28 protein-coding genes and 1 riboswitch are annotated in these 24,363 nt (G+C 49.4%); of the genes, 23 read left to right on the top strand and 5 right to left on the bottom strand.

All coding sequences use genetic code 11. The features are described from left to right. Positions 1-52: 52 nt before the first annotated feature. From QU597_RS15340 to murB, 5 genes are all read left to right on the top strand, one after another. Positions 53-1,111 (top strand): FecCD family ABC transporter permease, encoded by a 1,059-nt coding sequence (locus QU597_RS15340; protein ID WP_370656192.1) that lies wholly within the window; start codon positions 53-55, stop codon positions 1,109-1,111. Beyond that, positions 1,111-2,145 (top strand): FecCD family ABC transporter permease, encoded by a 1,035-nt coding sequence (locus QU597_RS15335; protein ID WP_310828818.1) that lies wholly within the window; start codon positions 1,111-1,113, stop codon positions 2,143-2,145. The genes QU597_RS15340 and QU597_RS15335 overlap by 1 nt, the downstream gene beginning before the upstream one ends. Before the next feature lie 30 nt (positions 2,146-2,175). Further along, positions 2,176-2,982, top strand: coding sequence for an ABC transporter ATP-binding protein (locus tag QU597_RS15330; protein ID WP_236330225.1), 807 nt, complete (start codon positions 2,176-2,178; stop codon positions 2,980-2,982). Positions 2,983-3,020: 38 nt separating this feature from the next. Then, positions 3,021-3,839, top strand: a complete 819-nt coding sequence (locus tag QU597_RS15325) for a (2Fe-2S)-binding protein (RefSeq protein WP_310828817.1) — start codon at positions 3,021-3,023, stop codon at positions 3,837-3,839. Between the two features lie 210 nt (positions 3,840-4,049). Next, positions 4,050-4,961, top strand: a complete 912-nt coding sequence (gene murB / locus QU597_RS15320; protein ID WP_310828816.1) for a UDP-N-acetylmuramate dehydrogenase — start codon at positions 4,050-4,052, stop codon at positions 4,959-4,961. 38 nt (positions 4,962-4,999) lie between these two features. Here the strand turns inward: murB and ymzB are convergent, their stop codons facing one another. Then, positions 5,000-5,335 (bottom strand): protein YmzB, encoded by a 336-nt coding sequence (ymzB, locus tag QU597_RS15315; protein ID WP_310828815.1) that lies wholly within the window; start codon positions 5,333-5,335, stop codon positions 5,000-5,002. A gap of 317 nt (positions 5,336-5,652) precedes the next feature. Here ymzB and QU597_RS15310 point away from each other — a divergent pair, with 317 nt between their 5' ends. The 11 genes from QU597_RS15310 to QU597_RS15260 all read left to right on the top strand — a co-directional run bounded on the left by QU597_RS15310 (position 5,653) and on the right by QU597_RS15260 (position 14,082). After that, positions 5,653-6,393, top strand: coding sequence for a ZIP family metal transporter (locus tag QU597_RS15310; protein ID WP_310828814.1), 741 nt, complete (start codon positions 5,653-5,655; stop codon positions 6,391-6,393). Between the two features lie 77 nt (positions 6,394-6,470). Continuing rightward, a riboswitch (PreQ1 riboswitch) is annotated at positions 6,471-6,514 on the top strand. Between the two features lie 193 nt (positions 6,515-6,707). Next, positions 6,708-7,208 (top strand): preQ(1) synthase, encoded by a 501-nt coding sequence (gene queF / locus QU597_RS15305; protein WP_206100233.1) that lies wholly within the window; start codon positions 6,708-6,710, stop codon positions 7,206-7,208. Between the two features lie 27 nt (positions 7,209-7,235). Next, complete coding sequence (queC, locus tag QU597_RS15300; protein ID WP_310833328.1) at positions 7,236-7,904, top strand: 7-cyano-7-deazaguanine synthase QueC; 669 nt, start codon at positions 7,236-7,238, stop codon at positions 7,902-7,904. Next, complete coding sequence (gene queD, locus QU597_RS15295) at positions 7,904-8,386, top strand: 6-carboxytetrahydropterin synthase QueD (protein ID WP_310828813.1); 483 nt, start codon at positions 7,904-7,906, stop codon at positions 8,384-8,386. The genes queC and queD overlap by 1 nt, the downstream gene beginning before the upstream one ends. Continuing rightward, on the top strand, positions 8,379-9,101 hold the full coding sequence (gene queE, locus QU597_RS15290) for a 7-carboxy-7-deazaguanine synthase QueE (protein WP_310828812.1): 723 nt from the start codon (positions 8,379-8,381) through the stop codon (positions 9,099-9,101). Before queD ends, queE begins: the two co-directional genes overlap by 8 nt. A gap of 235 nt (positions 9,102-9,336) precedes the next feature. Further along, the gene (locus QU597_RS15285; protein WP_310828811.1) at positions 9,337-9,858 is read left to right on the top strand and encodes a cysteine hydrolase family protein; all 522 of its coding nucleotides are present in this window, start codon (positions 9,337-9,339) and stop codon (positions 9,856-9,858) included. Next, on the top strand, positions 9,855-10,706 hold the full coding sequence (locus tag QU597_RS15280) for a VanW family protein (RefSeq protein WP_310828810.1): 852 nt from the start codon (positions 9,855-9,857) through the stop codon (positions 10,704-10,706). The genes QU597_RS15285 and QU597_RS15280 overlap by 4 nt, the downstream gene beginning before the upstream one ends. Beyond that, positions 10,703-10,909, top strand: coding sequence for a hypothetical protein (locus QU597_RS15275; protein ID WP_310828809.1), 207 nt, complete (start codon positions 10,703-10,705; stop codon positions 10,907-10,909). Before QU597_RS15280 ends, QU597_RS15275 begins: the two co-directional genes overlap by 4 nt. 91 nt (positions 10,910-11,000) lie before the next feature. Beyond that, positions 11,001-12,137: a zinc-dependent alcohol dehydrogenase gene (locus QU597_RS15270; RefSeq protein WP_310828808.1), complete on the top strand. Its 1,137-nt coding sequence runs from the start codon at positions 11,001-11,003 to the stop codon at positions 12,135-12,137. Positions 12,138-12,297: 160 nt separating this feature from the next. Continuing rightward, positions 12,298-13,212: a DMT family transporter gene (locus tag QU597_RS15265; RefSeq protein WP_310828807.1), complete on the top strand. Its 915-nt coding sequence runs from the start codon at positions 12,298-12,300 to the stop codon at positions 13,210-13,212. 45 nt (positions 13,213-13,257) lie between these two features. Beyond that, positions 13,258-14,082, top strand: a complete 825-nt coding sequence (locus tag QU597_RS15260; RefSeq protein ID WP_310828806.1) for a class I SAM-dependent methyltransferase — start codon at positions 13,258-13,260, stop codon at positions 14,080-14,082. A 162-nt stretch (positions 14,083-14,244) separates the two neighbouring features. Here the strand turns inward: QU597_RS15260 and QU597_RS15255 are convergent, their stop codons facing one another. Beyond that, positions 14,245-15,141: a LysR substrate-binding domain-containing protein gene (locus QU597_RS15255; RefSeq protein ID WP_310828805.1), complete on the bottom strand. Its 897-nt coding sequence runs from the start codon at positions 15,139-15,141 to the stop codon at positions 14,245-14,247. A 316-nt stretch (positions 15,142-15,457) separates the two neighbouring features. Between QU597_RS15255 and QU597_RS15250 the strand changes: the two genes are divergently transcribed. The 7 genes from QU597_RS15250 (at position 15,458) to QU597_RS15220 (ending at position 21,320) form a co-directional block, all read left to right on the top strand. Beyond that, positions 15,458-16,414, top strand: a complete 957-nt coding sequence (locus QU597_RS15250; protein ID WP_310828804.1) for a phosphate ABC transporter substrate-binding protein PstS family protein — start codon at positions 15,458-15,460, stop codon at positions 16,412-16,414. Between the two features lie 100 nt (positions 16,415-16,514). Then, positions 16,515-17,417, top strand: a complete 903-nt coding sequence (gene pstC / locus QU597_RS15245) for a phosphate ABC transporter permease subunit PstC (protein ID WP_206100222.1) — start codon at positions 16,515-16,517, stop codon at positions 17,415-17,417. Further along, complete coding sequence (pstA, locus tag QU597_RS15240; RefSeq protein ID WP_054940782.1) at positions 17,414-18,310, top strand: phosphate ABC transporter permease PstA; 897 nt, start codon at positions 17,414-17,416, stop codon at positions 18,308-18,310. The genes pstC and pstA overlap by 4 nt, the downstream gene beginning before the upstream one ends. A gap of 36 nt (positions 18,311-18,346) precedes the next feature. Then, on the top strand, positions 18,347-19,120 hold the full coding sequence (gene pstB, locus QU597_RS15235) for a phosphate ABC transporter ATP-binding protein PstB (RefSeq protein ID WP_310828803.1): 774 nt from the start codon (positions 18,347-18,349) through the stop codon (positions 19,118-19,120). A 165-nt stretch (positions 19,121-19,285) separates the two neighbouring features. After that, entirely contained in the window at positions 19,286-20,005 is a 720-nt protein-coding gene (locus tag QU597_RS15230; protein WP_310828802.1) for an MBL fold metallo-hydrolase, read from the top strand. Further along, positions 20,006-20,581 carry a TetR/AcrR family transcriptional regulator gene (locus QU597_RS15225; protein WP_310828801.1) on the top strand — a complete coding sequence of 192 codons (576 nt, stop codon included), beginning with the start codon at positions 20,006-20,008 and terminating at the stop codon, positions 20,579-20,581. A gap of 49 nt (positions 20,582-20,630) precedes the next feature. After that, the gene (locus QU597_RS15220; RefSeq protein ID WP_310828800.1) at positions 20,631-21,320 is read left to right on the top strand and encodes an AlkZ-related protein; all 690 of its coding nucleotides are present in this window, start codon (positions 20,631-20,633) and stop codon (positions 21,318-21,320) included. Between the two features lie 80 nt (positions 21,321-21,400). Here the strand turns inward: QU597_RS15220 and QU597_RS15215 are convergent, their stop codons facing one another. From QU597_RS15215 to QU597_RS15205, 3 genes are all read right to left on the bottom strand, one after another. Beyond that, on the bottom strand, positions 21,401-21,574 hold the full coding sequence (locus tag QU597_RS15215) for a hypothetical protein (RefSeq protein WP_206105357.1): 174 nt from the start codon (positions 21,572-21,574) through the stop codon (positions 21,401-21,403). A gap of 194 nt (positions 21,575-21,768) precedes the next feature. After that, a complete protein-coding gene (locus tag QU597_RS15210; RefSeq protein ID WP_310828799.1) occupies positions 21,769-23,007 on the bottom strand; it encodes an aminopeptidase in 1,239 nt (412 codons plus the stop codon). Between the two features lie 33 nt (positions 23,008-23,040). Next, positions 23,041-24,273 carry an aminopeptidase gene (locus tag QU597_RS15205; protein ID WP_206100216.1) on the bottom strand — a complete coding sequence of 411 codons (1,233 nt, stop codon included), beginning with the start codon at positions 24,271-24,273 and terminating at the stop codon, positions 23,041-23,043. Positions 24,274-24,363 lie beyond the last annotated feature (90 nt).

The following is a 24,363-nucleotide window of genomic DNA, read 5'->3' as shown; positions in this document are numbered from 1 at the left end:
TGAGATTCGTTATCATCAATGACTTGAATTTAATCCATTAAGGGGAAGACTTATGGCCGCATCTACACATTCTACAGCTGAATCTACAAAGATGGATGGAGCGATGCCACTGAAATCCAGACCGGCTGCGGCTGCTTTTATTTTATTTTTCGGACTTGCAGCAATGCTCTTCGGTCTCGCGCTTTCCGTATCGGTAGGTGCGGCAGATATCAAGCTGGCGACGGTCTGGGAAGCTGTATTCAGGTTTAACCCGGATCTGCAGCAGCATCAGATCATCAGGGAGCTGCGGATTCCCCGCGCACTGGCAGGCGCCTTAGTCGGAGCCTGTCTTGCCGTCGCGGGAGCAATTATGCAGGGAATGACCCGCAATCCGCTGGCAGACTCGGGTCTGCTTGGCCTGAATGCCGGTGCCAGTGCCGCTTTAGCATTAACCTTTGCCTTAGCACCAGCGTCATCCTTTTTATACATCATGTTGTATTGCTTCATCGGTGCCGCAGCCGCATCTATCCTGGTATTCGGGATAGGTTCACTTTCCCACAGCGGCCTGACGCCGCTGCGGCTGACTCTGGCAGGTGCAGCAGTAAGCGCGCTGTTACTTGCCGTGAGCCAAGGGGTAGCAATTCTGTTTCATCTATCCCAAGACATCGCCTTCTGGATGGCTGGCGGCATTGGTGGGGCCAATTGGACCCAGCTCAGAATCATGACACCATGGATTACAGGAGCACTGATTCTCGCCATGCTGCTGTCACGCTCGATTACCCTGCTGAGTCTGGGCCGGGATGTAGCGGCAGGGCTGGGGCAGCGCACAAGGCTAGTACAATTTATCGGGATGATAGTCGTTGTGATTCTGGCAGGGGCGGCTGTTTCGACGGTAGGACCTATCGCTTTTGTCGGGCTGATAATACCGCATATAACACGATATCTGGTCGGCGTGGATTACCGGTGGATTCTGCCCTGTTCGGCGGTGCTGGGAAGTCTTCTGATTATTTTTGCTGATATTGCGGCCAGACTTATTAATGCCCCTTATGAAACTCCGATTGGCGCTTTAATTGCTGTTATCGGCGTACCGTTTTTTGTATATTTGGCGAGCAAGCGGAAGGGGGAGCTATAATGAACCGATTCCAAGCCTCTCCCGCAGTGAAGCCGAGACGCAGCAGGGACATCACTATAATATCGCTGCTGGCTATTCTCATTATTGTCATGTTTGTTATCAGTATGAATACAGGACTCATGCGCTTGTCGCCGCTTGATGTCTTACATACATTGCTTGGCGGCGGAACTGAGCAGCAGAAGCTCATTCTGTTTGATTTCCGTCTGCCGCGCATCGTAATTTCAATACTCGTTGGTGCAGGCTTTGCTGTATCAGGCTGCATCCTGCAAGGTCTGTCGCGCAATGCCCTGGCCGAGCCATCCACACTGGGCATCAATGCTGGTGCGGGATTTGCTGTCATCATTTTTATCTCGTTTGTACCGGATACAACCGCTGCTCATATTTATGTACTTCCGCTGATGGCACTGGTTGGAGCTGTGCTTACTGCAGCACTGATTTATGGTTTGTCTTACCGCCGTGAAGACGGCTTGTCACCCACCAGAATGATTCTGATTGGGATTGCAGTAGGAGCTGGTATCTACGCTTTCCAGCTGATTTTATCCTTAAGGCTGGATCCGCAAAATTTTCAATTCGTGTCGATTTGGCTGGCCGGTAAAATCTGGGGCGGGGATTGGCGGTTTGTACTTGCTCTTTTGCCTTGGATTGTCATTCTGCTTCCATATACCTTCTACAAGTCCCGGGTGCTTAATCTGTTGAGTCTCGGCGATCAGACCTCGGCTGGGCTGGGGCTGCCGGTGGAGAAGGAACGTATCCTGCTGCTGGCTGCCGCAGTCATTCTGTCAGGTGCCTGTGTTGCCGTAAGCGGCGGTATTGGATTCGTGGGTCTAATCGCACCTCACCTGGCCCGCAGGCTGGTTGGTCCGAAGCATCAGGTACTGCTGCCGGCATGCGCATTAGTGGGCGCCCTGCTGTTAATTACCGCTGACACCATCGCCCGGTGGATTCTGCAGCCCGCGGAATTACCAACCGGTATCGTTGTGGCGATCATCGGCGCACCGTATTTCTTATATTTGTTAGCCAGATCAAAGGCCTGAAATAATATAAATTTGTAAGGAGTGGATTTCATGTCAGAACGATTGAACACAGAACAGCTAAGCATTGGGTATGCGGAGGCTACGATTGTTAATGGCTTGAACCTGTCGCTTCCGACTGGAAAAATCACGGCGCTGGTAGGGGCAAACGGCTCCGGGAAATCAACCATTCTCAAAACCATGGCACGGATTATGAAGCCTAAGAGCGGTAGTGTCATGCTGGACGGAAAGTCGATTCATACGCTGTCCACAAAAGAAGTGGCCCGCCAGTTGGCGATTCTGCCGCAGAATCCGACAGCTCCCGACGGACTAACGGTATCCGAACTGGTTGGGTATGGCCGCTATCCGCACCAAAAAGGATTCGGAACGATGACGCCTGAGGACCGCAGCATTATCGCAAATGCGATTACGGTGACCGGAATGGAGGAGTTCCACGATCGCCCCATAGACCGCCTCTCCGGCGGCCAGCGCCAGCGCGCCTGGATAGCTATGGCCCTAGCCCAGCAGACAGATATTCTGTTCCTGGATGAACCGACTACCTTCCTTGATATGGCTCACCAGCTGGAAGTGCTGCAGCTATTACAGAAATTGAATGAGGAAGAAGGGCGAACTATCATCATGGTTGTGCATGATTTGAACCATGCTTCCCGTTATGCACAGCATATGGTGGCGATTAAATCGGGTACGGTAATCAGTGAAGGTACTCCGGCAGAGGTTATGACACCCGATGTTCTCCGCAAAGTTTTTGGTATTGAATGTGACATTGTTCCAGATCCGCGCACCGGCGTGCCATTGTGCCTGCCTTATGAGCTTGCGGCCTCAAAGGCAGCTGGTTTGTAGATTCGGGTTAAGGTGCAGGGGAGGAAGGAGGAATTACTATGGATGAGGCACAGACACCTGAACTGATAAAACACTTTGGCAGCAAATTTGATCTTCATCCTACAGCACCAGAGGGTGCGAGGTATTCTTTTGCCGCCAGAGAGCTGACCCGTGAAGACGGCATGAGGGCTTTTATAGATTGCTACCGGCCAATCATCAAGGGGCTGGATGACAAAGTAGCGGCGTCTTATTTCGCCGGGTCATTTGGCAACGTCGCACTTGCCGTGCAGTACGCAATTTCTGTTTACTCCGCGATGCCGAAGGTCAGTTTGTCCGACCTGTCGGTACACCTCATTCCTGCTGAAGGGTATTGGCGGGTAGCCTTTTCCTTGGACACATGGACCTTCAGTCCTGCTCCTGCGGATCCTGAACAGCGGATTTCTTGGCGAAACGGCAGGTTAACACAATTCTACCAGGAAACTGCAGCACCTCTGCTGAGTGTATTATCTAATGTCACTGGCCTTGGGATTAGTGAGATTTGGGGCCAGCTGCCAACCAAATTTAATTACTATATAGAAATGCTGGCTGCCGGCAGCAATAACGGCCTCATGCAGACCATACAAGCTGACTACAGGTATCTGACGGACGAAATGCCTGCAGCGGTATTTCAGCTTGCGAGAAATCCGTTTCACGTGAAGGTACGGAAGGTGGAAGCACTTGCCGATCCGGCTTCGACGGTCCAAATGCGCAACCGCTGCTGCCTTTACTACCGTACAGAAGGGGGAAGCTACTGCTATACTTGCCCCCGGCTGACAGAGGAAGAACGGGCCAAACGCAGAGCCGAATACCGTAACAGCACTGCTTCGGCGCAGGCTTAGATTATATTTTATGAAATTGCCGCATAATTTATATAGGACAATTTCAAGCACAGGCTCCCGTCATTGACAAGGGAGCCTGTTCGTTGTTACAGTTGTGGTTGCCGCAGTAAGGCTCAGAGTTCTCGGTATATTCTGCATAGATTAATGCCATTCTTTTTCCTTCGGATACATGTAGATCATCATTTTCAAGTAGTTAAAGGAGCATGAACGATGAATATCAATAAAATTCAAGAAGATTTGCAGAAGCTGCTTCCCAATGGAGTAGTTAGAAGCGGTGAAGTGCTGAAATCTTATGTGTTCACCCAAATAGGAGGCAAAGCGGACATCCTGGCTGCGCCCGTTTCGTATGAGGAAATCCGAACCATAGTTACATATGCACGCGAGAATCACATTCCGCTCACCATTCTGGGTAACGGCTCGAATGTCATTATCCGTGATGGCGGTATAAGGGGGATTGTCCTTCAAACCTCGGAGCTTAGCCAAATAGAAATTCAAGGCGAGGTTCTTGTTGCCCAGTGCGGTGCTAAGATTATTGATGCCTCTTATTATGCCCTGGAGCATCAGCTGTCAGGTCTGGAATTTGCCTGTGGTATTCCTGGAACAGTAGGCGGAGCTCTGTATATGAACGCCGGAGCATACGGGGGAGAAGTGAAGGATGTACTGGAGAGTGCCCTTGCCCTTAACCAATCGGGTGAAATGGTCACTTTACGGGGAGATGATCTGGAATGGGGGTACCGGCACAGCATCTTCGCCAGTGGAGAATATATTGTGCTGGAGGCGCGGTTTGCCCTGAAGCAGGGGGATCCGGCTCAGATCAAAGCGTCAATGGATGAGCTTACCCATTTGCGGGAGTCAAAGCAGCCTCTCGAATATCCTTCATGCGGCAGTGTCTTCAAACGGCCGCCCGGGCGTTATGCCGGCCAGTTAATACAGGAAAGCGGTCTGCAGGGAACACGGATCGGCGGTGCAGAGGTTTCCCGTAAGCATGCCGGATTTATTGTGAACGCGGATAATGCAACTGCAAGTGATTATATCGGGCTGATTCATCACGTGCGTGCTGCAGTTAAAGACAAATTCGGCGTTGAACTGGAGACCGAAGTGAAGATCATCGGAGAAGAATAAATCAGGCCGCGGGGAATTCCCGCGGCCTTTTATTACGTTTAACTCAGAGCAAGGGTATATTTGCCACGGTCCGTCTGCAGCTCGACTTTATCAGCTTCGATGGTCTGCAGCTTAAGACCGCTTACGGCGATTTCATAGCTTTGCTGCGGAAGCGGTACAAGATCACCATCAGCGTTCAAGGTGTTTCCCGAACCTCTCAAGATCAGCGCGTCACTCAGATAATCATCGAGGGTATCCTCTGAATCCCGGTAATCAACGCTTTCTAAACTGAAATGGACCGTATCCAAATCATTAAGCTCCTCTTTAGTAATTACAATCGTTTCATTTACTTCTGAGGTAAGCCATTCTTTAAGCTTCTGCACGTTTTGTTCCATTGCCTGATCCCATCCTTGTTATGGAGATTATTTTTTTTAAGTTACCCCTTTCATTGAAATTGAATCCATATTGTAAAATTGGCTTGAAAGTCACGACAACTTCAATTCGACTAATGAACGGGAAGCTTTTGCAATATACGATGAAGTTATCTTTAATGATATTAATAATTAATTGAATGAATTTATTCGGGAACTCACAGAACATTTATAAAAGCAGGGGGGAAACACTGCTGCAATGTTTGCCTGCTTATTTTGGAGTGTACAATACTAACATGCGCATTCGGCGCAATTCCAACTGACTGAAGAAGGTGAATCTGATGTTGAGTGCTGTCCTATGGGGAGCGGTCAGTGGTTCTGCCGTACTAATTGGTGCACTGATGGCGCTGTTTCTGCCTATCCGCAAGAAGCTTATTGGCTTTATTATGGCATTCGGAACCGGAGTGTTAATCGGAGCCGCCGCCTATGAGCTGCTGGACGATTCCGCCAATGATGGCGGGCTGTTCCCGACCATTATCGGATTTACAGCCGGTGCGCTGGTTTTCACCTTGTTCGACTGGTACATCTCGCGAAAAGGCGGTTCCGGACGTAAACGGTCCGTTAGAGGTGCTGGCGGCTCAAAGGGAAAAGGCAGCAGCGGGCTGGCGATTTTTGCTGGTACGGTACTGGATGCGATTCCTGAATCCATTATGATCGGGGCTAGCCTGATCTCCGGCCAGGGAGTTAGCCTGCTGCTAGTAATTGCTATTTTTATCAGTAATATTCCCGAGGGGCTCTCCAGTACAGCCGGGCTCAAACAGGATGGCTACAGCAAAACTAAGGTGATGCTGCTATGGCTCAGTGTACTTGTTATATCAACGCTCGCCTCGGGTGCAGGCTATAGCTTTATGGATCATGCCAACGGATCTACAACGGCGATTATTGCTTCTTTTGCCGGGGGCGGAATCATTTCGATGGTATCCTCCAGCATGATGCCGGAGGCATATGAGGAGGGGGGGCCGCTGACCGGATTTATGGCCGCGCTGGGTATGCTGTGTTCACTAATTTTGGATCATCTTTAAGGGTTGCCAGCGATCTGCGAAACATGATATAGTTCAAGACGCTAGTATAAGTATAAGAAGAATTCTGCGTATATGCCGCAGGAGAGGTTCGCAAACTCCCTCTATAAAAAACTAAGGCCGCTTTGAGCATATCTGCAGTATACTTTACATGTTATGCCATGCGTCAATAAGACAACGCCTGACCGCCAGACGGCTAAAAATGCCGTTTACTGGTGTCATAGAGGCTTGTCTTCTTAGTAGAGCCAAGTTTTCGAAATCTCGTTCTTCTTTCCGAATCCGGCGAAAGCCGCAGGAAAAGAGAGGGGTTTTTTGTCATGTCAGAAGGCAGATTGAAAGAGGAAATGAAGGAAGTTACCCTGCTGGGCAATCAGGGAACACAATATAAATTCGGGTATGCTCCTGAGATCCTGGAAAGCTTCGATAACAAGCATCCCGGCCGTGATTATTTTGTGAAATTCAATTGTCCGGAGTTCACGAGTCTGTGTCCCGTTACCGGACAGCCGGATTTCGGCGTGATGTATATCTCGTACATTCCAGATATCAAGATGGTTGAATCCAAATCACTGAAGCTCTATTTGTTCAGCTTCCGTAATCATGGTGATTTTCATGAGGATTGTGTCAACATTATTATGAATGATCTGATTTCCTTGATGAATCCGCGTTATATCGAAGTGTGGGGCAAGTTCACACCGCGCGGCGGGATTTCCATAGATCCTTACTGCAACTGGGGACGTCCGGGAACCAAGTATGAAGCAATGGCCGAGCACCGGCTGATGAATCATGACATGTATCCTGAAAAGGTCGATAACCGCTAAGCCGTGTAGCAGTAATGGAGAGGAGAACTGAAATTGAATAAAAAAGCACTCGTCGTATTCAGCGGCGGACAAGACAGCACCACCTGCCTCGTATGGGCGATTAAGCACTTTGAAGAGGTTCAGGTAGTCACGTTTAACTATAATCAGCGCCACGCCGCCGAGATTGAAGTCGCCAAAGAGATTGCCGCGAAGTTTGGTGTGAAGCAGCATATTCTGGATCTGGGTCTGCTCAATCAGCTGGCACCTAACGCTTTAACACGGGATGACATTGAGATTGAAGCTGGAGAAGATGGGGAGCTGCCAAGTACGTTCGTGGATGGGCGTAATCTGTTGTTCCTGTCTTTTGCGGCGATTCTGGCCAAACAGCTGGGCTATGCCAATATCATCACCGGTGTATGCCAGACAGACTTCAGCGGGTATCCTGATTGCCGGGATGTGTTCGTGAAGTCCCTGAATGTAACACTCAATCTGTCGATGGACTATGAATTCGTTATTCATACGCCGCTGATGTGGCTGGACAAAAAAGAAACCTGGAAGCTGGCCGATGAACTGGGTCACTTTGACTATATCCGTGAGCACACGTTGACCTGCTATAACGGCATCGTCGGCAGCGGCTGCGGCACATGTCCGGCATGTCTGCTGCGTCAGCGCGGCCTTGAGCAATACATGGCGGAACAATCGAAAGGGGGTCTATAATGCTGGGCGAAATATCGGTCTGCAAAATTTTCACCTTTGATTCCGCGCATCAGCTGATTGGACACAAAGGCAAATGCAGCAACCTGCATGGGCATACTTATAAGCTTGAAGTCGTGTTAAAAGGCAAACCTTCTACAGAAGTTGGGCACTCTGATGAAGGCTTTGTTGTTGATTTTAGCGACATTAAGACTATTGTGCAGCAAAGTCTGGTAGACCGTCTGGATCATGCTTTTCTGGCGATGGGCAATGAGCCTGTGCTGGAGACTCTTCAGAATACCGGCTCTAAAGTGGCGCTGCTCGGATTCCGTACAACTGCAGAGAATATGTCTGCCTATGTGGCCCATCAACTGAAACAAGCATCATTGCCGCTGTATTCAGTCAAGTTGTGGGAGACGCCAACCTCATGGGCAGAGGTACTGGCTGCAGATATTCCGGAGGATGGACCTGCCTACCGCCTGCACGGGGGCTGTGACTGTGAGTAAAATACCGGTAATCGAAATCTTCGGTCCCACGATTCAAGGGGAAGGCGCCGTGATCGGTGTCAAAACAATGTTCGTCCGCACCTACGGCTGTGATTACCGCTGCAGCTGGTGCGATTCCGCCTTTACCTGGGATGGTTCAGCTAAAGATATTGTACGGATGCTGGATCCGGAAGAAATTATGAATGAGCTTTTTGCGCTGGCAGGCACGAACTTTGACTCTGTGACCATTTCCGGTGGGAACCCGGCCCTGCTCGGCAGCAGTATGGCGGAATTTGTTGCTCTGCTGCATGAGCGCGGCATTCAGGCGGCTATCGAAACACAGGGCAGCCGCTGGCAGGACTGGTTCTATGATATAGATACGCTGACGATCAGCCCCAAACCGCCAAGCTCGGGAATGAAGACGGACTGGACAATGCTGGACAGCATTATGGGCAAGCTGAAGGAGCAAGGTAAGGCTGCGCACAGCCTGAAGGTCGTGGTGTTTGACGAGCAAGACTACGCCTATGCCAAAAGCGTGCACCAGCGCTATCCCGGAGTTCCGCTATACCTGCAGCCCGGGAATGAGGATGTTACTGAGCCGGGAGATATCTCGGCGCGTCTCCTCGGCCGGCTGGAATGGCTGTTCAATCTTGTGATCGCTGATCCGGAGATGAACAGGGCACGGGTGCTGCCGCAGCTGCATGCGCTGATCTGGCATAACAAGCGGGGCAAATAACTACAGGAAACGAAGGGGTATCCTAGAACCATTTGATGGTTTTGGGATACTTTTTTTCTGCAATGGCACCTGATCCTGCTGGATGAGCGGTTTCTCCATTCCCTCAATTCACTGTTATGTCCTGAGAATATCCAGGAATTTCAACTGTTATGGATCTATTAAGCCTTCAGGTCTGATATAATCTTTGACAGTATAAATAGTAGAGTAGTATCGAAGAGCCAAGGAGGAGTTATCAATGTCAACTGCACTGCTCATTATTGATGTTCAAGAGGCGATGTTTTCTTATCCGGATATGAAGCTGTATGACGTGGACAATGTAATGAAGCGGATTGTATCTTTGCTCGGCAAAGCACGATCCGCAAACATTCCGGTTGTGTATATTCAGCATACGGAAGACGAGGAGTATACCAGAGGATTGCCAACATGGGAGATCAGCAGCCTTGTAAAGCCGAAGGAAGGGGAGACAATCGTGGAGAAACCGACCTGGGATGCGTTTCACCGGACCCGGCTGCATGAAGAGCTCCAGCGTCAAGGAATTACAGATCTGGTGATCTGCGGGATGCAGACGGAGTTCTGTCTGGATACAACGTGCCGGCGTGCTTACAGTATGGGTTACAACAATATACTGGTCCAGGATGCCCACAGTACCTTCGACAATGGAAACCTAAGCGGTGAAGAGATTGTGAGGCATCACAATGGAGTCCTCGGCGGAAGATTTGTTAAACTGCGTCCTGCTGATGAAATTATGTTCCGATGAATCAAGTGAAAGCCGCCATGAAGCCAATCCGCCGTTCCCGGCTGCGGTTGTTTGCCGGCAAGCGGTATTTTACCTGGAAAAGATACTTGCAATGGCTGACCCGGCCCGGTAAGAAGGCTAAGGTTCGTATGGCTGCCCCATTGGACTATCAAGCAGCCAGTCATGCAACACCGCTGCTGCGCAGTTTGCGGAATGTAGATATGCAGCTGCAGTACAATAAAATCACGAACCTGAGACTAGCTGCGGGGAAACTGGATGGACTGCTGATCCGTCCCGGTGAGACCTTCTCCTATTGGCGAAGCATCGGCAAGCCGACCCGCCGCAAGGGCTATCTGGACGGAATGGTTCTCTATTCTGGAGGATTTCGTGCCGGAACGGGAGGCGGTTTATGCCAGCTGTCCAATCTTATTTACTGGATAACGCTGCATACACCTCTAACTGTAACCGAACGGCACCGGCACAGCTATGATGTCTTCCCGGATGAGCGCCGGACTCAGCCTTTTGGCAGTGGAGCTACATGCGCCTATAATTACCTTGATCTGCAGCTCAAGAACAATACAGAGCATACGTATCAGCTGAAGCTTCATCTGGATGACACTCATCTGCATGGTGAGTGGAGATGCGAAGCAGAGCAAATGTACCGTTATGAAGTATACGAGGCGGATCATGTGATCAGCCTGGAGCCATGGGGCGGCTACATCCGCAGCAACATCATCCGGCGCAAAGTGCTGACACGCAGCGGAGCGCTTGCAGGGGATGAGGCTGTGGCGGAGAATCATGCGCTGATGATGTATTCTCCGCTGCTGTATCCGCCTGCCGGTACGGAAGGAGAGTCAACACCCTCATGAAACCCGTTAAAGACTGGTATTGGAAGACGGATGAGGAAGTAGGGCTGGGCAAGGCCAGCAGGCGGCAACGGCATATCAAGGTTTGGCTGGTGTTGTCCATTGTGCTTCTGACAGCCGTAATTCTGGGGGCTTGGCTCCTGATGGAGGGCGTATTTGACTTTTTCAGGCATATTGAGGGTGAAGTCTTTCAGATAAGGGGATAAGCCACAGGAGTTTAGGGTTATAACATAGTATGCTTCTAACCAGTGTAGCCCGCTAAGTTTATTACTCTACTTCAAAGGAGTGGTCCTTGTCATGAAGGCAGTAACTTATCAGGGGAAAAAGAAAGTCGAAGTCAAGGAAGTAGCCGACGCCAAGCTGGAAAAAAAGGACGACATTATTGTACGCATCACTTCCACTGCAATTTGCGGCTCAGATCTGCATATTTATAACGGTGAAATTCCGGGCATGCATCATGATTATGTGATCGGGCATGAGCCGATGGGGATTGTGGAGGATGTGGGGCCGGAGGTCACCAAGGTTAAAAGAGGCGACCGTGTTATCGTTCCTTTTAACGTAGCCTGCGGACAATGTTATTTTTGCCAGCATGAGATGGAAAGCCAGTGCGATCATTCGAATGAGGCTAAGGACACCGGAGGATTTCTGGGTTATTCGGATACGTACGGAGGTTATGCCGGAGGCCAGGCAGAATTGCTTAGAGTGCCTTATGGCAATTTCGGACCCTTCGTGGTGCCGGAGGATGCGGAGATGGAGGATGAGAAGCTGCTCTTCCTCTCTGACATTGTGCCTACCGCCTGGTGGGGTGTTGAAAGTGCTGGTGTGAAGCCCGGAGATACCGTAATTGTCCTGGGCTGCGGTCCGGTCGGCCTGCTGACCCAGAAATTCGCCTGGATGAAGGGAGCTTCCCGTGTGATCGCCGTTGATCATGTCCCGTACCGTCTGCAGCACGCCAAACGGACAAATAATGTGGAGATTTTTAATTTTGAAAAAATCAAGGACATCGAGGCGCATCTCAAGGAGATTACCCGCGGCGGAGCGGATGTAGTCATTGACTGTGTAGGGCTGGATGCTAAAAAGACAGTAGCAGAAAAGGTGGAGACAGCCTTGATGCTGCAGGGCGGGTCGCTTGGGGCTTTCCGGATTGCGACTCAGGTAGTCCGTAAATTTGGGACGATCCAGTTAGTCGGTGTGTATGGCCTCAACTATAATTTGTTCCCGCTGGGCCAGCTTTTTGAACGTAATATTTCACTGAAAATGGGGCAGGCGCCGGTCATTCACTACATGCCGACCCTCTACAAGATGATTAAGGAGAATAAGTTTGATCCGACTGACATCATCACCCACCGGCTGCCGATCAGCAGAGCGGAGCATGGCTACCATGTGTTTCAAGAGAAAGAAGAGGATTGTATCAAGGTGATTCTTAAGCCTTAACGTAGCTGAATAGCTGTAAATTCCAGAGGCATGAGTTCTAGCGGGCAGCAGGAACTTGTGCCTCTACCCTAATGATTTTTCCTGAAAAAGCTGCATTTTTTCGAAAATTGAGGTAAATTTACATAGGTATCATCTAATTGACCTGAAAGGACGCTTTGCTGTGAATGCTAAAAAACCGCCCGTTCCGGTTCCGCTATTAATGCTGATTGGAATTGTGGCCATCTCTTTTTCGTCCATTTTTATTAAATGGTCCTCAGCTCCGGCCTCTGTTCAAGGCATGTACCGGTTGTTGTTCACTTCGCTGCTGATGCTGCCGTTTGCCCGGCCTTACAGTGGAGCAGCTTTTGCCTTGCGTCGTAAAGACTGGCTGTTGCTCGGATTCTCCGGCATGATGCTCGCCTTGCATTTTTTACTGTGGATGGGTTCGCTCAAATTCACTTCCGTTGCCAGCTCAACGATGATAATGGCGCTGGAACCCGTTTTTATTATGATTGGGTGCTATGTACTGTATAAAGAAAAGAGCACGCTATCTGCGATTGCCGGACTTGGGATTGCGATCTTCGGAACCGTATTTATCGGCTGGGGTGATATTGGACTGTCTCCGGATAATGTAAAAGGTGATCTGTTGTCCATTGGCGGAACTGCTGCTGTTGCGGTACATATGATGGTTGGCCAGCGCCTTGTTTCCCGTATGCCGTCATATCTGTACAGCCTAATTTTATTTATCTCCGCATCTATTGTATTCGCGGTTTATAATGTGCTGGCCGGTATTCCGTTCTTTGATTATCCTCCGAAAGAGTGGGGGATTTTCGTTCTGCTGGCTGTGGTACCGACGGTCTTTGGCCACATTTTGTTTAATTGGCTAATGCAGTATGTATCGGCTACAACAGTCTCGATGAATATTCTCGGGGAACCGGTTGGGGCGAGTATTCTGGCTTTCCTGCTGCTCGGAGAGAAGCTGAACGGACTTCAATGGACCGGAGGCTTGCTAGTAATGGCCGGACTGGCTGTCTACTTATATGCAGGACGCAAAAAAACACTGGGGATAGAAGATTCTCTTCCCAGCGCATCGTAAGCAGAGGAACAGCTAACTTCACACATAAAAGGGGTATTTAACATAATGAATGATCATGATTTGAACCAGCCGGCAGCGCCTTCTTCCAGTGAGGAGACATGGAATGAAGATACGTATGCGGCCTGGACCAGCCGTTTCGGCACACCCGGGGAAGCTGCGGCTAAGCTGGCTAAAGATCCCCAGGGCAGACTATTTCCGCTGAATGCTTATTTTGGAGAGGTTAGCGGGAAAAAGATTATGAACCTCATGGGTTCAAACGGCATGAAAGCTGTGGCGCTCAGCCTGCTCGGAGCAGAGGTGAGTGTAGCAGATTTCTCTGAAGCCAACGCTCGTTATGCAGCTGAACTGGCGGAGGAAGCAGGCGTGAAGCTTACGTATATCGTGTCTGATGTTCTGAAGCTGCCAGAAGGAATATTGGATAGCTCATATGACCTTGTTTTTGCCGAGATGGGGATTGTCCATTATTTTACCGATCTTACGCCATTTATGGACACGGTCTATCAGCTGCTGGCTCCCGGGGGGCGGTTCGTGCTGCGGGATTTCCATCCGGTTACGACCAAGCTGATCACCTCGAAGGGATCGACGGCCAAAGTGCGTAAGCATAAGGTAGACGGTGATTATTTCGACACGACCCTGGAGGAGAAGAAGGTATCCTATTCCAAATATCTGCCTGCTACAGGGCAGGAGCCTGGAAGTGAACAGAAGCACAGTGTGGTTTATTGGCGGCGCTGGACACTAGGGGAGCTTGTGACAGCGGCAGCACGGAGCGGACTTATCATCCGTGAGCTGGCAGAAGAGCCGAACCTGTCGTCAGACGTGTATGACAAGGGAATTCCCAAGACCTTTACCTTGGTAGCTGAGAGAAACTAAAACACAACAGACCGGCATGATCAAGCGAGCTTTCAATAAAGCAGCGCAGACATGCCGGTTTTTATTATTTAATGATATTAACTACAATGATTAATGCTATTAAATATAACGACTACACTTGGATAATTTATAGAAAATGTTTGTTAATAAACGATGTGTTGCTTAATCTGCGGACTCACTTTCCCCGGCGATCTCTAAAAATGCCTGCTGCAACGGTGTCAGCGTATGATCTTTTCGCCATGCCAGCACAAACCCGCCCTGTTCCGCCTGATTGCCCGGAAGGGGGGCATATCGCAGACTTCCCAGCGCCAACTCCGCTTCGATCCCCGCCTTGGAGAATAACCCCACGGAGCCGCCTTCACTAACCATCCTTTTATGTGCTTCCGGAGAATTCACCACAGCATGATTCCATAACCGGACACCGTTAGCCTGTGCCCACTTCTCAGCAGTCTCCCCCAAATAAGAAGCTGGCTCATGTTGAATCCACGGCTCTAGCGCCAGCAGCTCTGCTGTCAATTCCGCAGTTTGTGCAAAAGGATGACCCGGTGCAAAGATTAGTACTACCTCATCGTCAGCCATACTCTTCGTATGAAAAGAGTCATCGCCACTACCCGCCAGATGCAGCACTGCCAGCTGGATTTCCCTGCTGCGCAGCCGTTCCCGCAATTGAAGGTCGCTTTGTACCTTTAATGAGATATCGATGCCCGGATGCAGATTAATGAATTGTGAGAGCAGCTTTGGTAAAACATATGTACCAGGAATATAAGAAGCTTCCAGCTCCAGATTTCCTGACGTAAGAGAAGAGAACTGCTTAACGCTGCGCTCTGCTTCAACAGCCAGGGAGACGATCCTTACGGCATACTGATACAGCGCACGTCCAGCATCGGTCAATAGTACACGGCCGCTTCGGTATTGAAAAAGTGAGGTTCCCAGTTCGCTTTCCAGACTTTTCATATGAAAGGTTACCGTTGGCTGCTTTAAGCCCATTTCAGAAGCCACATCCGTTACCTTTTTATATTTTTCTATCAGAACAACGATTTGTAGTTTGGTTATATTCATGACTTTCCCCCAGATGTGTACTGAAAAATTTTCGTTTTATATCTTTAATATAGATTATATCTATAATGATATACATTTTCTATTAGTATTTTTATCTTCCGTTTTACAAAACCAAGACTTTTCTCTAACGAACGAGCTCTAGAATAAGAAGAGTAAAGCAGAGAGACAACATAGAGGAAGCTTCCAAAGTGAGTTTTGTCAGAAGCAGATTCGATGGGGCACAATCACACAAAACCTAAGTGTATGCTTACGAAGCGAGTTTTGCGGAGTAATTAAAAATGCATATGCTAACAAAACTTTAGGAGGAACAAAATCAATGCAATTCAGAAAATCGTGGATCATGGCTTTGGCATTAACAAGCGTAGTGGCACTTTCGGCATGCGGCAACAACGGAAATAATGCGGCAACTAATAACGGGGGCAATAACGCAGCTGCGACAAATACACCTACAGAAAGCAGCAGCGGCAGTGAATTAAGCGGATCGATTCTGGCTTCGGGCTCTACAGCTCTGCAGCCGCTCGTTGAGCAAGTAGCAGAAAGCTTCATGGACGCTAATAACGGCGTTGACATTCAGGTTCAAGGCGGAGGAAGCGGCACCGGGCTTACACAGGTTGCTGAGAAACAAGTGGATATCGGAAACTCCGATGTGTTTGCAGAAGAGAAGCTGAAAGATGCCGATGCTGAAAAAGCAAAAGCACTGGTTGATCATCAGGTAGCGGTTGTGGCTATTGCAGCTGTATCTAATCCGGATGCAGGCGTAGACAGCTTGACCAAGCAGCAGCTCGTTGACATTTTCACAGGAAAAATCACGAACTGGAAAGATGTAGGCGGTGCAGATCAGGCGATTCAAATCATCAACCGTCCGAGCAGCTCCGGTACCCGTGCAACATTTGAAAACTTTGCGCTTGGAACCAAAACGGAAGATCTTCAAGGCTCTGTGCAAGAGGATTCCTCCGGTACGGTTAAGAAAATGATCGGTGAAACTCCGGGAGCTATCGGTTACCTGGCTCTGTCCTACCTTGATGATTCTGTGAAAACCCTGAACTATGACGGTGTTGAACCTTCTGTAGATAATGTAATCAGCGGTAAATATCCGGTTTGGGCTTATGAGCACATGTACACTAACGGCGAGCCGAATGAAACCGTAAAAGCATTCCTTGATTACATGCTTACTGACGAAGTACAAAACGGTGACGTTGTTGATCTGGGCTACATCCCGGCAAATCAAATGCAGGTTTCCCGTGATGTCGAAGGCAACGTAACTACGAAATAATTAAAAACACACTTATCACTGGATATCATCCATTAGAACTTCATGTGATTAGAGGCGGAAATCTTCTGCCTCTCTTTTCACTTTAGAAAGAGGGAGCACCTTGCGGGTAAAACCAAAGAAAACACGGATTGAAAAACATCATATTGAAGACTTTTTAGGGCGTATTTATATGTCCTTTTGTGTGCTGTTACTAATCGTGATCATTGTATCAATGGTCTATTTTGTAGCGTCTAAAGGGATAGCTAACTTTATCAGCGGTGAAATGAAGGTGTCAGATTTCTTGTTCGGCAGTAAGTGGGCTCCTGAAGCGGATACACCTTCTTACGGGGCATTGCCCTTTATTACCGGTTCATTTCTCGTCACACTGCTTGCTGCACTTATTGCAAGTCCTCTAAGTATATGTGCTGCCCTGTTCATGACTGAAATTGTTCCGGGCTGGGGGAAGAAGCTGCTGCAGCCGGTAATTGAGCTGCTATCAGGGATACCTTCCGTAGTGTACGGTTTTGTAGGACTCAGTGTTATTGTTCCCTTTTTGCGGAACACCTTTCCCGGCCAGGGCATCGGGGTTGCTGCAGGCGCGCTTGTGCTGTCGGTAATGATTCTTCCGACCATTACAAGCGTGGCTGCAGACGCGCTTGCTTCTTTGCCGCAAAATTTGAAGGAATCCTCATTTGCGCTCGGTGCCACACGGTGGCAGACAATCTCCCGGGTGATTCTTCCGACTACACTGCCGGCCATTATGACGGGGGTAGTTCTGGGGATGGCCCGCGCGTTTGGTGAAGCCCTGGCTGTGCAGATGGTAATCGGTAATGCGCCTTTCGTGCCGCGCTCGCTATTTGAATCGGCTTCCACATTGACCAGTGTAATTACGCTCAGCATGGGGAACACAACGATGGGCTCGCCGCAAAATAACGCGCTATGGAGTATGGCGCTGGTTCTTATGCTGATGACGTTTATCTTCGTCCTCCTCGTAAGAATGCTCGAAAGGAGAAATAAGATTTGAAGCCGAGAACTGCAGACAAAATTGCCACTACGCTTATCGTCTTTTTCGCATTGCTGATTGTAGCCATTCTGGTTGGACTGCTGGGTTACATCCTGGTCCGTGGACTCAATCATATCAGCTGGGACTTCTTGACCTCAGCACCGCAAAAAATCCGCGCTGGCGGAGGAGTAGGGCCGCAGCTGTTCAATTCGTTGTATTTGCTGGTGCTCACCTTGATCATCACCGTTCCGCTCGGACTTGGCGCTGGGATCTATATGGCGGAATATGCGCGTCCCGGTAAGATTACCGGTTTCATTCGTCTGATCGTAGAGGTGCTCTCGTCATTCCCGTCCATTGTTGTGGGTCTTTTCGGCCTCCTCCTGATCGTCAATTACTTTGATCTTGGCTTCTCACTGATCTCCGGTGCGATAGCCCTGACATTCTTCAACCTGCCGCTGATGGTGCGGATTACGGAGCAGGCTTTCCGCACCGTACCGAAGCAGCAGAAGGAAGCAGGATTTGCGCTCGGGCTTTCCAAATGGAAAATTGTAACTTCAGTATTGCTTCCGGTAGCCCTGCCTACGATCATCACCGGAACGATCCTGTCCGCAGGACGCGTTTTCGGGGAAGCGGCGGCACTTATGTTCACTGCTGGGATGAGCAGCCCGCGTCTGAATTTCTCAGACTGGAATCCGCTGCATTCGAACTCACCGCTTAACCCGTTCCGTCCGGCCGAAACACTGGCTGTGCATATCTGGAAAGTTAACAGTGAAGGTCTGGCCCCGGATGCTATGCAAATCGCTGCCGGAGCCTCGGCGGTGCTCGTAATTATGGTCCTGCTGTTTAACCTGCTTGCCCGTTACTTCGGCAGATTTATTTACCGCAAGCTTACAGCATCCAAAAGAATGAACTAATCAATAATTATTAGAGATCAATAGGAGGAGTAAGAGATGGGAACAGCGGCAGCGGTGCGGGAATCATTTCAAACAGAAAACCTGAGCATATTTTACGGAACGTATGAAGCAGTAAAGGGGATCAGCCTTCCTTTTGCCCAGAATACAGTTACAGCGCTGATCGGGCCTTCGGGGTGCGGCAAATCGACATTCCTTCGTTCCTTAAACCGGATGAATGATGATATCTCCGGTTCAACAACGAAAGGGAGTATCTGGATTGATGGTATAGACATCAATGCACCCGGTACGGATGTTATCAAGCTGCGCCAAAAGATCGGAATGGTCTGGCAGAAGCCTAATCCTTTCTATAAATCCATTTATGACAACATCGCATTCGGCCCGAAATACCATGGCATCAAAGGTAAGGCTGCACTGGATGAGATTGTGGAGAGCAGCCTGCGCCGTGCAGCCCTGTGGGATGAGGTTAAGGACCGTCTGAAAGACTCAGCACTCGCCTTGTCAGGCGGACAGCAGCAGCGTCTGTGCATCGCCCGCGCATTGTCGGTTAATCCGCAGATCCTGCTGCTGGATGAGCCGGCATCGGCACTTGATCCTGTATCTACAGGTAAAGTCGAAGAGCTGATCAAGGAACTTAAGGAAGAGCTTAGAATCGTTATCGTCACGCACAACATGCAGCAGGCAGCGCGCATCTCAGATTACACTGCGTACTTTTATCTAGGTTCACTTGTCGAATATGACAAGACAGAAAAGGTATTCAGTAATCCGGAGAATCAAATGACACAGGAATACATTATGGGCCGTTTTGGCTGATTCACTTTACTGAATCATTCTCATTGATTTTAAAAAGCATCCTTCGGGATGCTTTTTTTATATGTAGAATGCAGTACGGATGAAGGTCAAGGATAATCCCTCTTGTAAAACTAATCGTGTTAGTTTATATTGTAACTAATGACATTAGTTTTGGGAGGGGTAATTATGAGAGTTACTCAAGCAGGGGATTTATTGCAATTAACCTGGATGCCGAATTTCTTTCCTGTAAATTGTTATCTTGTTGTAGAAGAACAAGAACTTACTGTAATCGATGCGGCGTTGCCGTTTAGCGCTAAAGGGATTATTGCGGCCGCTGCCAAGCTGCAGAAGCCGATTACACGAATTGTTCTGACTCATGCCCATGGCGATCATGTGGGGGCCTTAGACGAGCTTAAGAGACGACTCCCTGAGGCCAAAGTCTACATCTCTGAGCGGGATGCTGCCTTGTTGAGAGGTGACCGTTCTTTACGGCCAGGTGAGCCGCAGACACCGATTAAAGGGTCGGTACCTAAAAAACTGAAAACACAAGCGGATATACTTTTGCATGAGGGAGATCAGGTTGGGTCACTGCAGGCCGTCAGCACTCCGGGGCATACCCCGGGATCAATGTCCTTCCTGGATCAGCGCAGCGGTACTCTAATTACCGGAGATGCATTCCAGACCTTCCGGAGGACGGCTGTATCGGGTACAGTAGTGCCATTATTCCCTTTTCCGGCTATGGCTACCTGGAACAAGGAATTAGCTCTTACGAGCGCTCAGAAGCTGCTGGTATTATCACCCTCGATTCTCGCACCCGGTCATGGCAACCTGTTAAAAACACCTGGTGTAGCGATGCAGCAGGCCATTAATACAGCGCAGCAGTCGCTGAGAAAGGCCGGAAATTAAATGTCACCCAGAGCAGGGCTAGATAAGCATACATTGGTACTTGCAGCGGCGGAATTGGCTGATGAACAAGGCATTTCAGAAGTGACGCTGGCAGGACTTGCGGCCAAGCTGGGCGTTCGCTCACCATCGTTGTATAATCACATTAATGGACTTAAGGAACTGCGCACACTGTTGGCTATCCACGGGCTGGAGCAGCTCCAAACGGCTATGGAAGCTTCAATCGAAGGAATCAGCGGTGATGCAGCGGTTCATGCCATGAGTAGAGCTTATGTTGAGTTTGCCAGGCAGCATCCGGGTCTATACGAAACTACGCTACGGGCTCCGGAAGAGGGAAACACTTCTCTTGAGGAGGCGGGCGGACAGATTTTGTCATTAATCATCAATGTGCTTGCAGGTTATGAGCTTGGTGAAGAAGGCGGTCTGCATGCAGTCCGCGGGCTGAGGAGTATCCTGCACGGATTCGCTTCCCTCAAGAATCAGGGAGGCTTCGGCATGCCTTTAGATCTGGAGGTTAGCTTAACCCGGCTGATCAACACGTTTATAGCCGGAATCCGGTGCATGCGATCCGGTGAATAGCGGTGGTAAAGAGTAATTCAATGAATAATAAACGCAGGGAGGAAACGTGATGAAGAGTGTGGAAGAGCAAGGCATTGTAACTACATTCGAAGAAATGGCGGGGGTTATTGCCAGACTGGGGATTCTGCCGCTTGCCCAGCTAATACCAGAGCATCCCTCGGTAAACGGTTTGACCAAGGCAGAGAATTGGCATACCGGTTCGGAGCTTGACCCTTGGGCTTGGCGAGCCAGATTCCCGGGAGAAGGATTAGCCGGCTACGGCAAGTTCATCAGGAAAAAAGCGATTCTTGTCTCGCGGGAATGGTTCCCTGCATTCGCTGCTGCAGTCGGCAGCTTACAGGAGATTGAAGAGCGTTACAACAACGGCTTAGCCAGCAGAGAAGCAGTAGTACTCCTGCAAATCATCCGGGACAACGAAGGTATTGAAACACGTGAGCTGCGTGCTCTTGCAGATATGAAAGCGAAAGAAAAGAAAACAGCGTTTGACAATGCCATCACTGAGCTGCAAGGAACAGCGGATATTGTTATCTCCGGTGTGAAAGCAAGGCTTAATGCCGAAGGTGAGGTTAACGGCTGGAATAGCACATCCTTTGAAACAGCGGGACACTGGATGCAGGTTAATAACCTATCTTCGTTTCAAGGTTCCCGCGAGGAAGCAGCAGCCTGGCTGCAATCAGCAATGGAGGATGTATGGACACCTGCAGCAATAGCCTGGATCCGTAAAGTTATGTCCTGGTAAATAATAAAACGGCCTATAGCTTCCTAAGGGAAGTTATGGGCCGTAAGCGCTTTCTAGAGTGAATATATATTTTAACATCCTTACAGCATTGGTGCCAGGTAGGCAATCAGGAAGTATAGGAAACCGAAGAGCAGCATGATGTAAGCTGTGTATTTGATTGCATTGGAGGCTACGATGCTTGCGTCCGTGGGAGGCTGAATCTTGGTCCGCTCTGTTTCTCTCGGCTCCAGGTTCTGGGACAATGATTCTTTCATAGGATTCCCTCCTAAATTTGATAAGGCTTTAAACTGGAAATACAAACCTTAATTGTATTGTGACATATTTGTGAATTAATTTCAACAATTATGTGAATATTATTTGAACAAAACTTCAAATTTGAGCAAAAAGCCCCCCGCTGTCTCCAAAGAGAAGCGGGGGGCTTTAATTTTTACATTAATATGGCAGGTGATTATATGCTTGAAGCCCAGTTTCCTGCTCTGAATATCGGTTCTGTGTTGCCGTCATCCGTAATGCCGTCGATGTTCATCTCCGGCGATCCCATCATGAAGTCGACATGGGTAAGACTTTGATTCATTCCATGGCCGGCCAGCTGTTCCTTGGTCATAGCAATACCGTCCTGCAGAGTGAAAGCATAAGCTGCTCCAAGAGCCAGATGACAGGAGGCATTCTCATCATAAAGGGTAGTGTAATAGAGGATACCGCTTTCCGAAATTGGAGAATGGAAGGGCACCAGTGCCACTTCTCCAAAGTAAGCAGAGCCTTCATCCATCGCAAGCAGCGAAGCCAAGGCTTCCTGACCTGTTTCTGCTGTAAAATCTGTTACCTTGCCATTCTCTAATGTTAAGGTGAATTTGTCGATGATATTCCCGCCGTAGCTAAGCGGTTTCGTACTGCTCACCTTGCCGCTGGCACCGGTCTTAAGCGGTGCAGTGAACACTTCCTCAGTCGGAATGTTGGCGAGGAAGGGAATTCCCCGTCCGTTTACAGCACCGGCCTGACACCAGATATGTCCTTCCGGCAGCTCAAGAGTCAGATCTGTGCCTGCTGCAGTGAAATGCAGTTTGCGGTATTTACGCTCATTCAGGATGTCGCAGCGTTGTTTCAAGCCGGCCAAATGGTTGCTCCAGGCTTCCACGGGGTTCTCCTGATCGGCGCGGACTGCCTTAAAGATTGCATCCCAGAGCAGATCAACCTGTGTTTCTGGTGCTGCATTTGGGAATACTTTGGCCGCCCAGGTAGTGGAAGGGTAGGCAACAATGCTCCAGCTTACATGATTGGCCATCATCATTTCACGATATGGGGCCATGGCTGTTCCGGCAGTACGCTGATTGTCGGCGATCCGGCTTGCCTCGATTCCATTGAGTAGATCCGGGTTGGCAGATACGACGCTCAAGAAGGCTGCGCCATTCCGGGCCAGATCCTCGAGTTCATCCGCCTGCCATTTCGGCGGTTCAAGGAAGCTTTCGGATGGTGCGAGTTCGTAACGGGTTCGAGTGACGATTTCATCGCTATAATTAACCTTGACCAGCTTGGCTCCCGCTTCATAGGCTTGGCGCACGATAAGGCGGACTAATTCTGCAGATACGATATCTGCATTGATCACCAGCGTCTGTCCAGGTTGAATATTAATCCCGATCTTAACCGCAAGCAGGGCATAATTCTCCAGCTTTTGCTTGAAATCCAGCATTGGTTCAGCTCCTGTCATCTTTATCTGTATTTATTAAAACGCCCAGTTTCCTTTGAGGAAGACGGGTTCTTGCGAGCCGTCTGCGGAAATGCCGTAGATATCCATCTCAGGCGATCCGATCATAAAGTCAACGTGGGTAACGCTTGTGTTAAGACCATGTGCAGTCAGCTCATCCTGGGTCATTTCTTTGCCGCCTTCCAGACAGAAAGCGTAAGCTGTGCCAATGGCCAGATGGTTGGAGGCATTCTCATCAAACAAGGTATTGAAATACAGGATGTTTGATTCAGAGATCGGGGATTTATGCGGTACAAGCGCAACTTCACCCAGGTATTTCGCGCCCTCATCCAGGCCGATCAGATATTCCAGTGAATCCTGGCCTTGCTCGGCGCTTACACTGATGATACGTCCGTTCTCAAAGGTAATAGAGAAGCCGTCAATAATATTCCCGCCGTAGCTGAGCGGTTTGGTAGCTCTAACAGTACCGTTAACACCAGTCTTAAGCGGTGCAGTGAATACTTCTTCGGTTGGCATATTGGCGACGAAGGAATGGCCCTTCGCGTTGATGCTGTCACCCTGTGCCCACAGATGGCCTTCCGGGAGCTCAATAGTGAGGTCGGTACCGGGTGCTATGTAATGCAAGCTTTTATATTTCTTGGCGTTTAGGACATTGGCTTTCTGCTCCAGGGTGTCCAAATGCTCCTGCCAGGCGGCTACCGGGTCTTCACGGTCTAAGCGCACGGTATGGAAAATGGCTTCCCACAGCTTATCCACGCGTTCTTCAGCCGGCACATCCGGGAACACTTTGTCAGCCCAGGGCTGTGACGGGATAGCCACAATACTCCAGCTGACTTTATCGGACATCTGCAGCTCACGGTATCTCTGGAGTGCTGCACCACGTGTCTTTTGGAAATTGGCAATACGTTCAGGATCAATACCTGTGAGCGCATCGGGATTTTCTGCGATAACATTCAGGATGGCAGCGCCATTCTCAGCAAATTCGGTCATTTCCCCGGCATACCAGGTAGGTGCTTTCGTGAATACTTCCGGAGCGGCATGCTCGAATTGCTGGCGGGTGACGAATTCATCACTCCAGTTTACTTTGACCAGACTTGCTCCCTTGGCGTAGGCCTTGGCAGTAATCAGACGGACAAACTCGGCTCCGGAAATCGGTGCATTCACGACCAGAGTCTGTCCCGGCTGGACATTAACTCCAATCTCAACAGCCAAATCCGCATACTTACTAAGCTTTGCTGCAAAATCGATCATTGGTTTTCCTCCATTTGGTATATTTTTAGTTCTATATATGCATTGTATTAAATTATTAACCGCCGGATGAAAAAAGTCAATTGCGCAGTA

Source organism: Paenibacillus pedocola, from assembly GCF_031599675.1.
In the GTDB taxonomy this organism is placed as follows: domain Bacteria; phylum Bacillota; class Bacilli; order Paenibacillales; family Paenibacillaceae; genus Paenibacillus_AQ; species Paenibacillus_AQ pedocola.
Note: the sequence above shows the minus strand (reverse complement) of the source record. Positions and strands in the feature narration are given on the sequence as shown.

Coding starts and splice junctions, on each gene's coding strand:
- murB (WP_310828816.1), top strand. CDS start 4,050: ATGAATATCAATAAAATTCAAGAAGATTTGCAGAAGCTGCTTCCCAAT.
- QU597_RS15220 (WP_310828800.1), top strand. CDS start 20,631: ATGAAGAGTGTGGAAGAGCAAGGCATTGTAACTACATTCGAAGAAATG.
- QU597_RS15225 (WP_310828801.1), top strand. CDS start 20,006: ATGTCACCCAGAGCAGGGCTAGATAAGCATACATTGGTACTTGCAGCG.
- QU597_RS15210 (WP_310828799.1), bottom strand. CDS start 23,007: ATGCTGGATTTCAAGCAAAAGCTGGAGAATTATGCCCTGCTTGCGGTT.
- QU597_RS15340 (WP_370656192.1), top strand. CDS start 53: ATGGCCGCATCTACACATTCTACAGCTGAATCTACAAAGATGGATGGA.
- QU597_RS15215 (WP_206105357.1), bottom strand. CDS start 21,574: ATGAAAGAATCATTGTCCCAGAACCTGGAGCCGAGAGAAACAGAGCGG.
- QU597_RS15330 (WP_236330225.1), top strand. CDS start 2,176: ATGTCAGAACGATTGAACACAGAACAGCTAAGCATTGGGTATGCGGAG.
- QU597_RS15250 (WP_310828804.1), top strand. CDS start 15,458: ATGCAATTCAGAAAATCGTGGATCATGGCTTTGGCATTAACAAGCGTA.
- QU597_RS15325 (WP_310828817.1), top strand. CDS start 3,021: ATGGATGAGGCACAGACACCTGAACTGATAAAACACTTTGGCAGCAAA.
- pstB (WP_310828803.1), top strand. CDS start 18,347: ATGGGAACAGCGGCAGCGGTGCGGGAATCATTTCAAACAGAAAACCTG.
- QU597_RS15230 (WP_310828802.1), top strand. CDS start 19,286: ATGAGAGTTACTCAAGCAGGGGATTTATTGCAATTAACCTGGATGCCG.
- QU597_RS15205 (WP_206100216.1), bottom strand. CDS start 24,273: ATGATCGATTTTGCAGCAAAGCTTAGTAAGTATGCGGATTTGGCTGTT.
- ymzB (WP_310828815.1), bottom strand. CDS start 5,335: ATGGAACAAAACGTGCAGAAGCTTAAAGAATGGCTTACCTCAGAAGTA.
- QU597_RS15310 (WP_310828814.1), top strand. CDS start 5,653: ATGTTGAGTGCTGTCCTATGGGGAGCGGTCAGTGGTTCTGCCGTACTA.
- QU597_RS15280 (WP_310828810.1), top strand. CDS start 9,855: ATGAATCAAGTGAAAGCCGCCATGAAGCCAATCCGCCGTTCCCGGCTG.
- queF (WP_206100233.1), top strand. CDS start 6,708: ATGTCAGAAGGCAGATTGAAAGAGGAAATGAAGGAAGTTACCCTGCTG.
- QU597_RS15275 (WP_310828809.1), top strand. CDS start 10,703: ATGAAACCCGTTAAAGACTGGTATTGGAAGACGGATGAGGAAGTAGGG.
- QU597_RS15285 (WP_310828811.1), top strand. CDS start 9,337: ATGTCAACTGCACTGCTCATTATTGATGTTCAAGAGGCGATGTTTTCT.
- QU597_RS15255 (WP_310828805.1), bottom strand. CDS start 15,141: ATGAATATAACCAAACTACAAATCGTTGTTCTGATAGAAAAATATAAA.
- queD (WP_310828813.1), top strand. CDS start 7,904: ATGCTGGGCGAAATATCGGTCTGCAAAATTTTCACCTTTGATTCCGCG.
- QU597_RS15260 (WP_310828806.1), top strand. CDS start 13,258: ATGAATGATCATGATTTGAACCAGCCGGCAGCGCCTTCTTCCAGTGAG.
- QU597_RS15335 (WP_310828818.1), top strand. CDS start 1,111: ATGAACCGATTCCAAGCCTCTCCCGCAGTGAAGCCGAGACGCAGCAGG.
- QU597_RS15270 (WP_310828808.1), top strand. CDS start 11,001: ATGAAGGCAGTAACTTATCAGGGGAAAAAGAAAGTCGAAGTCAAGGAA.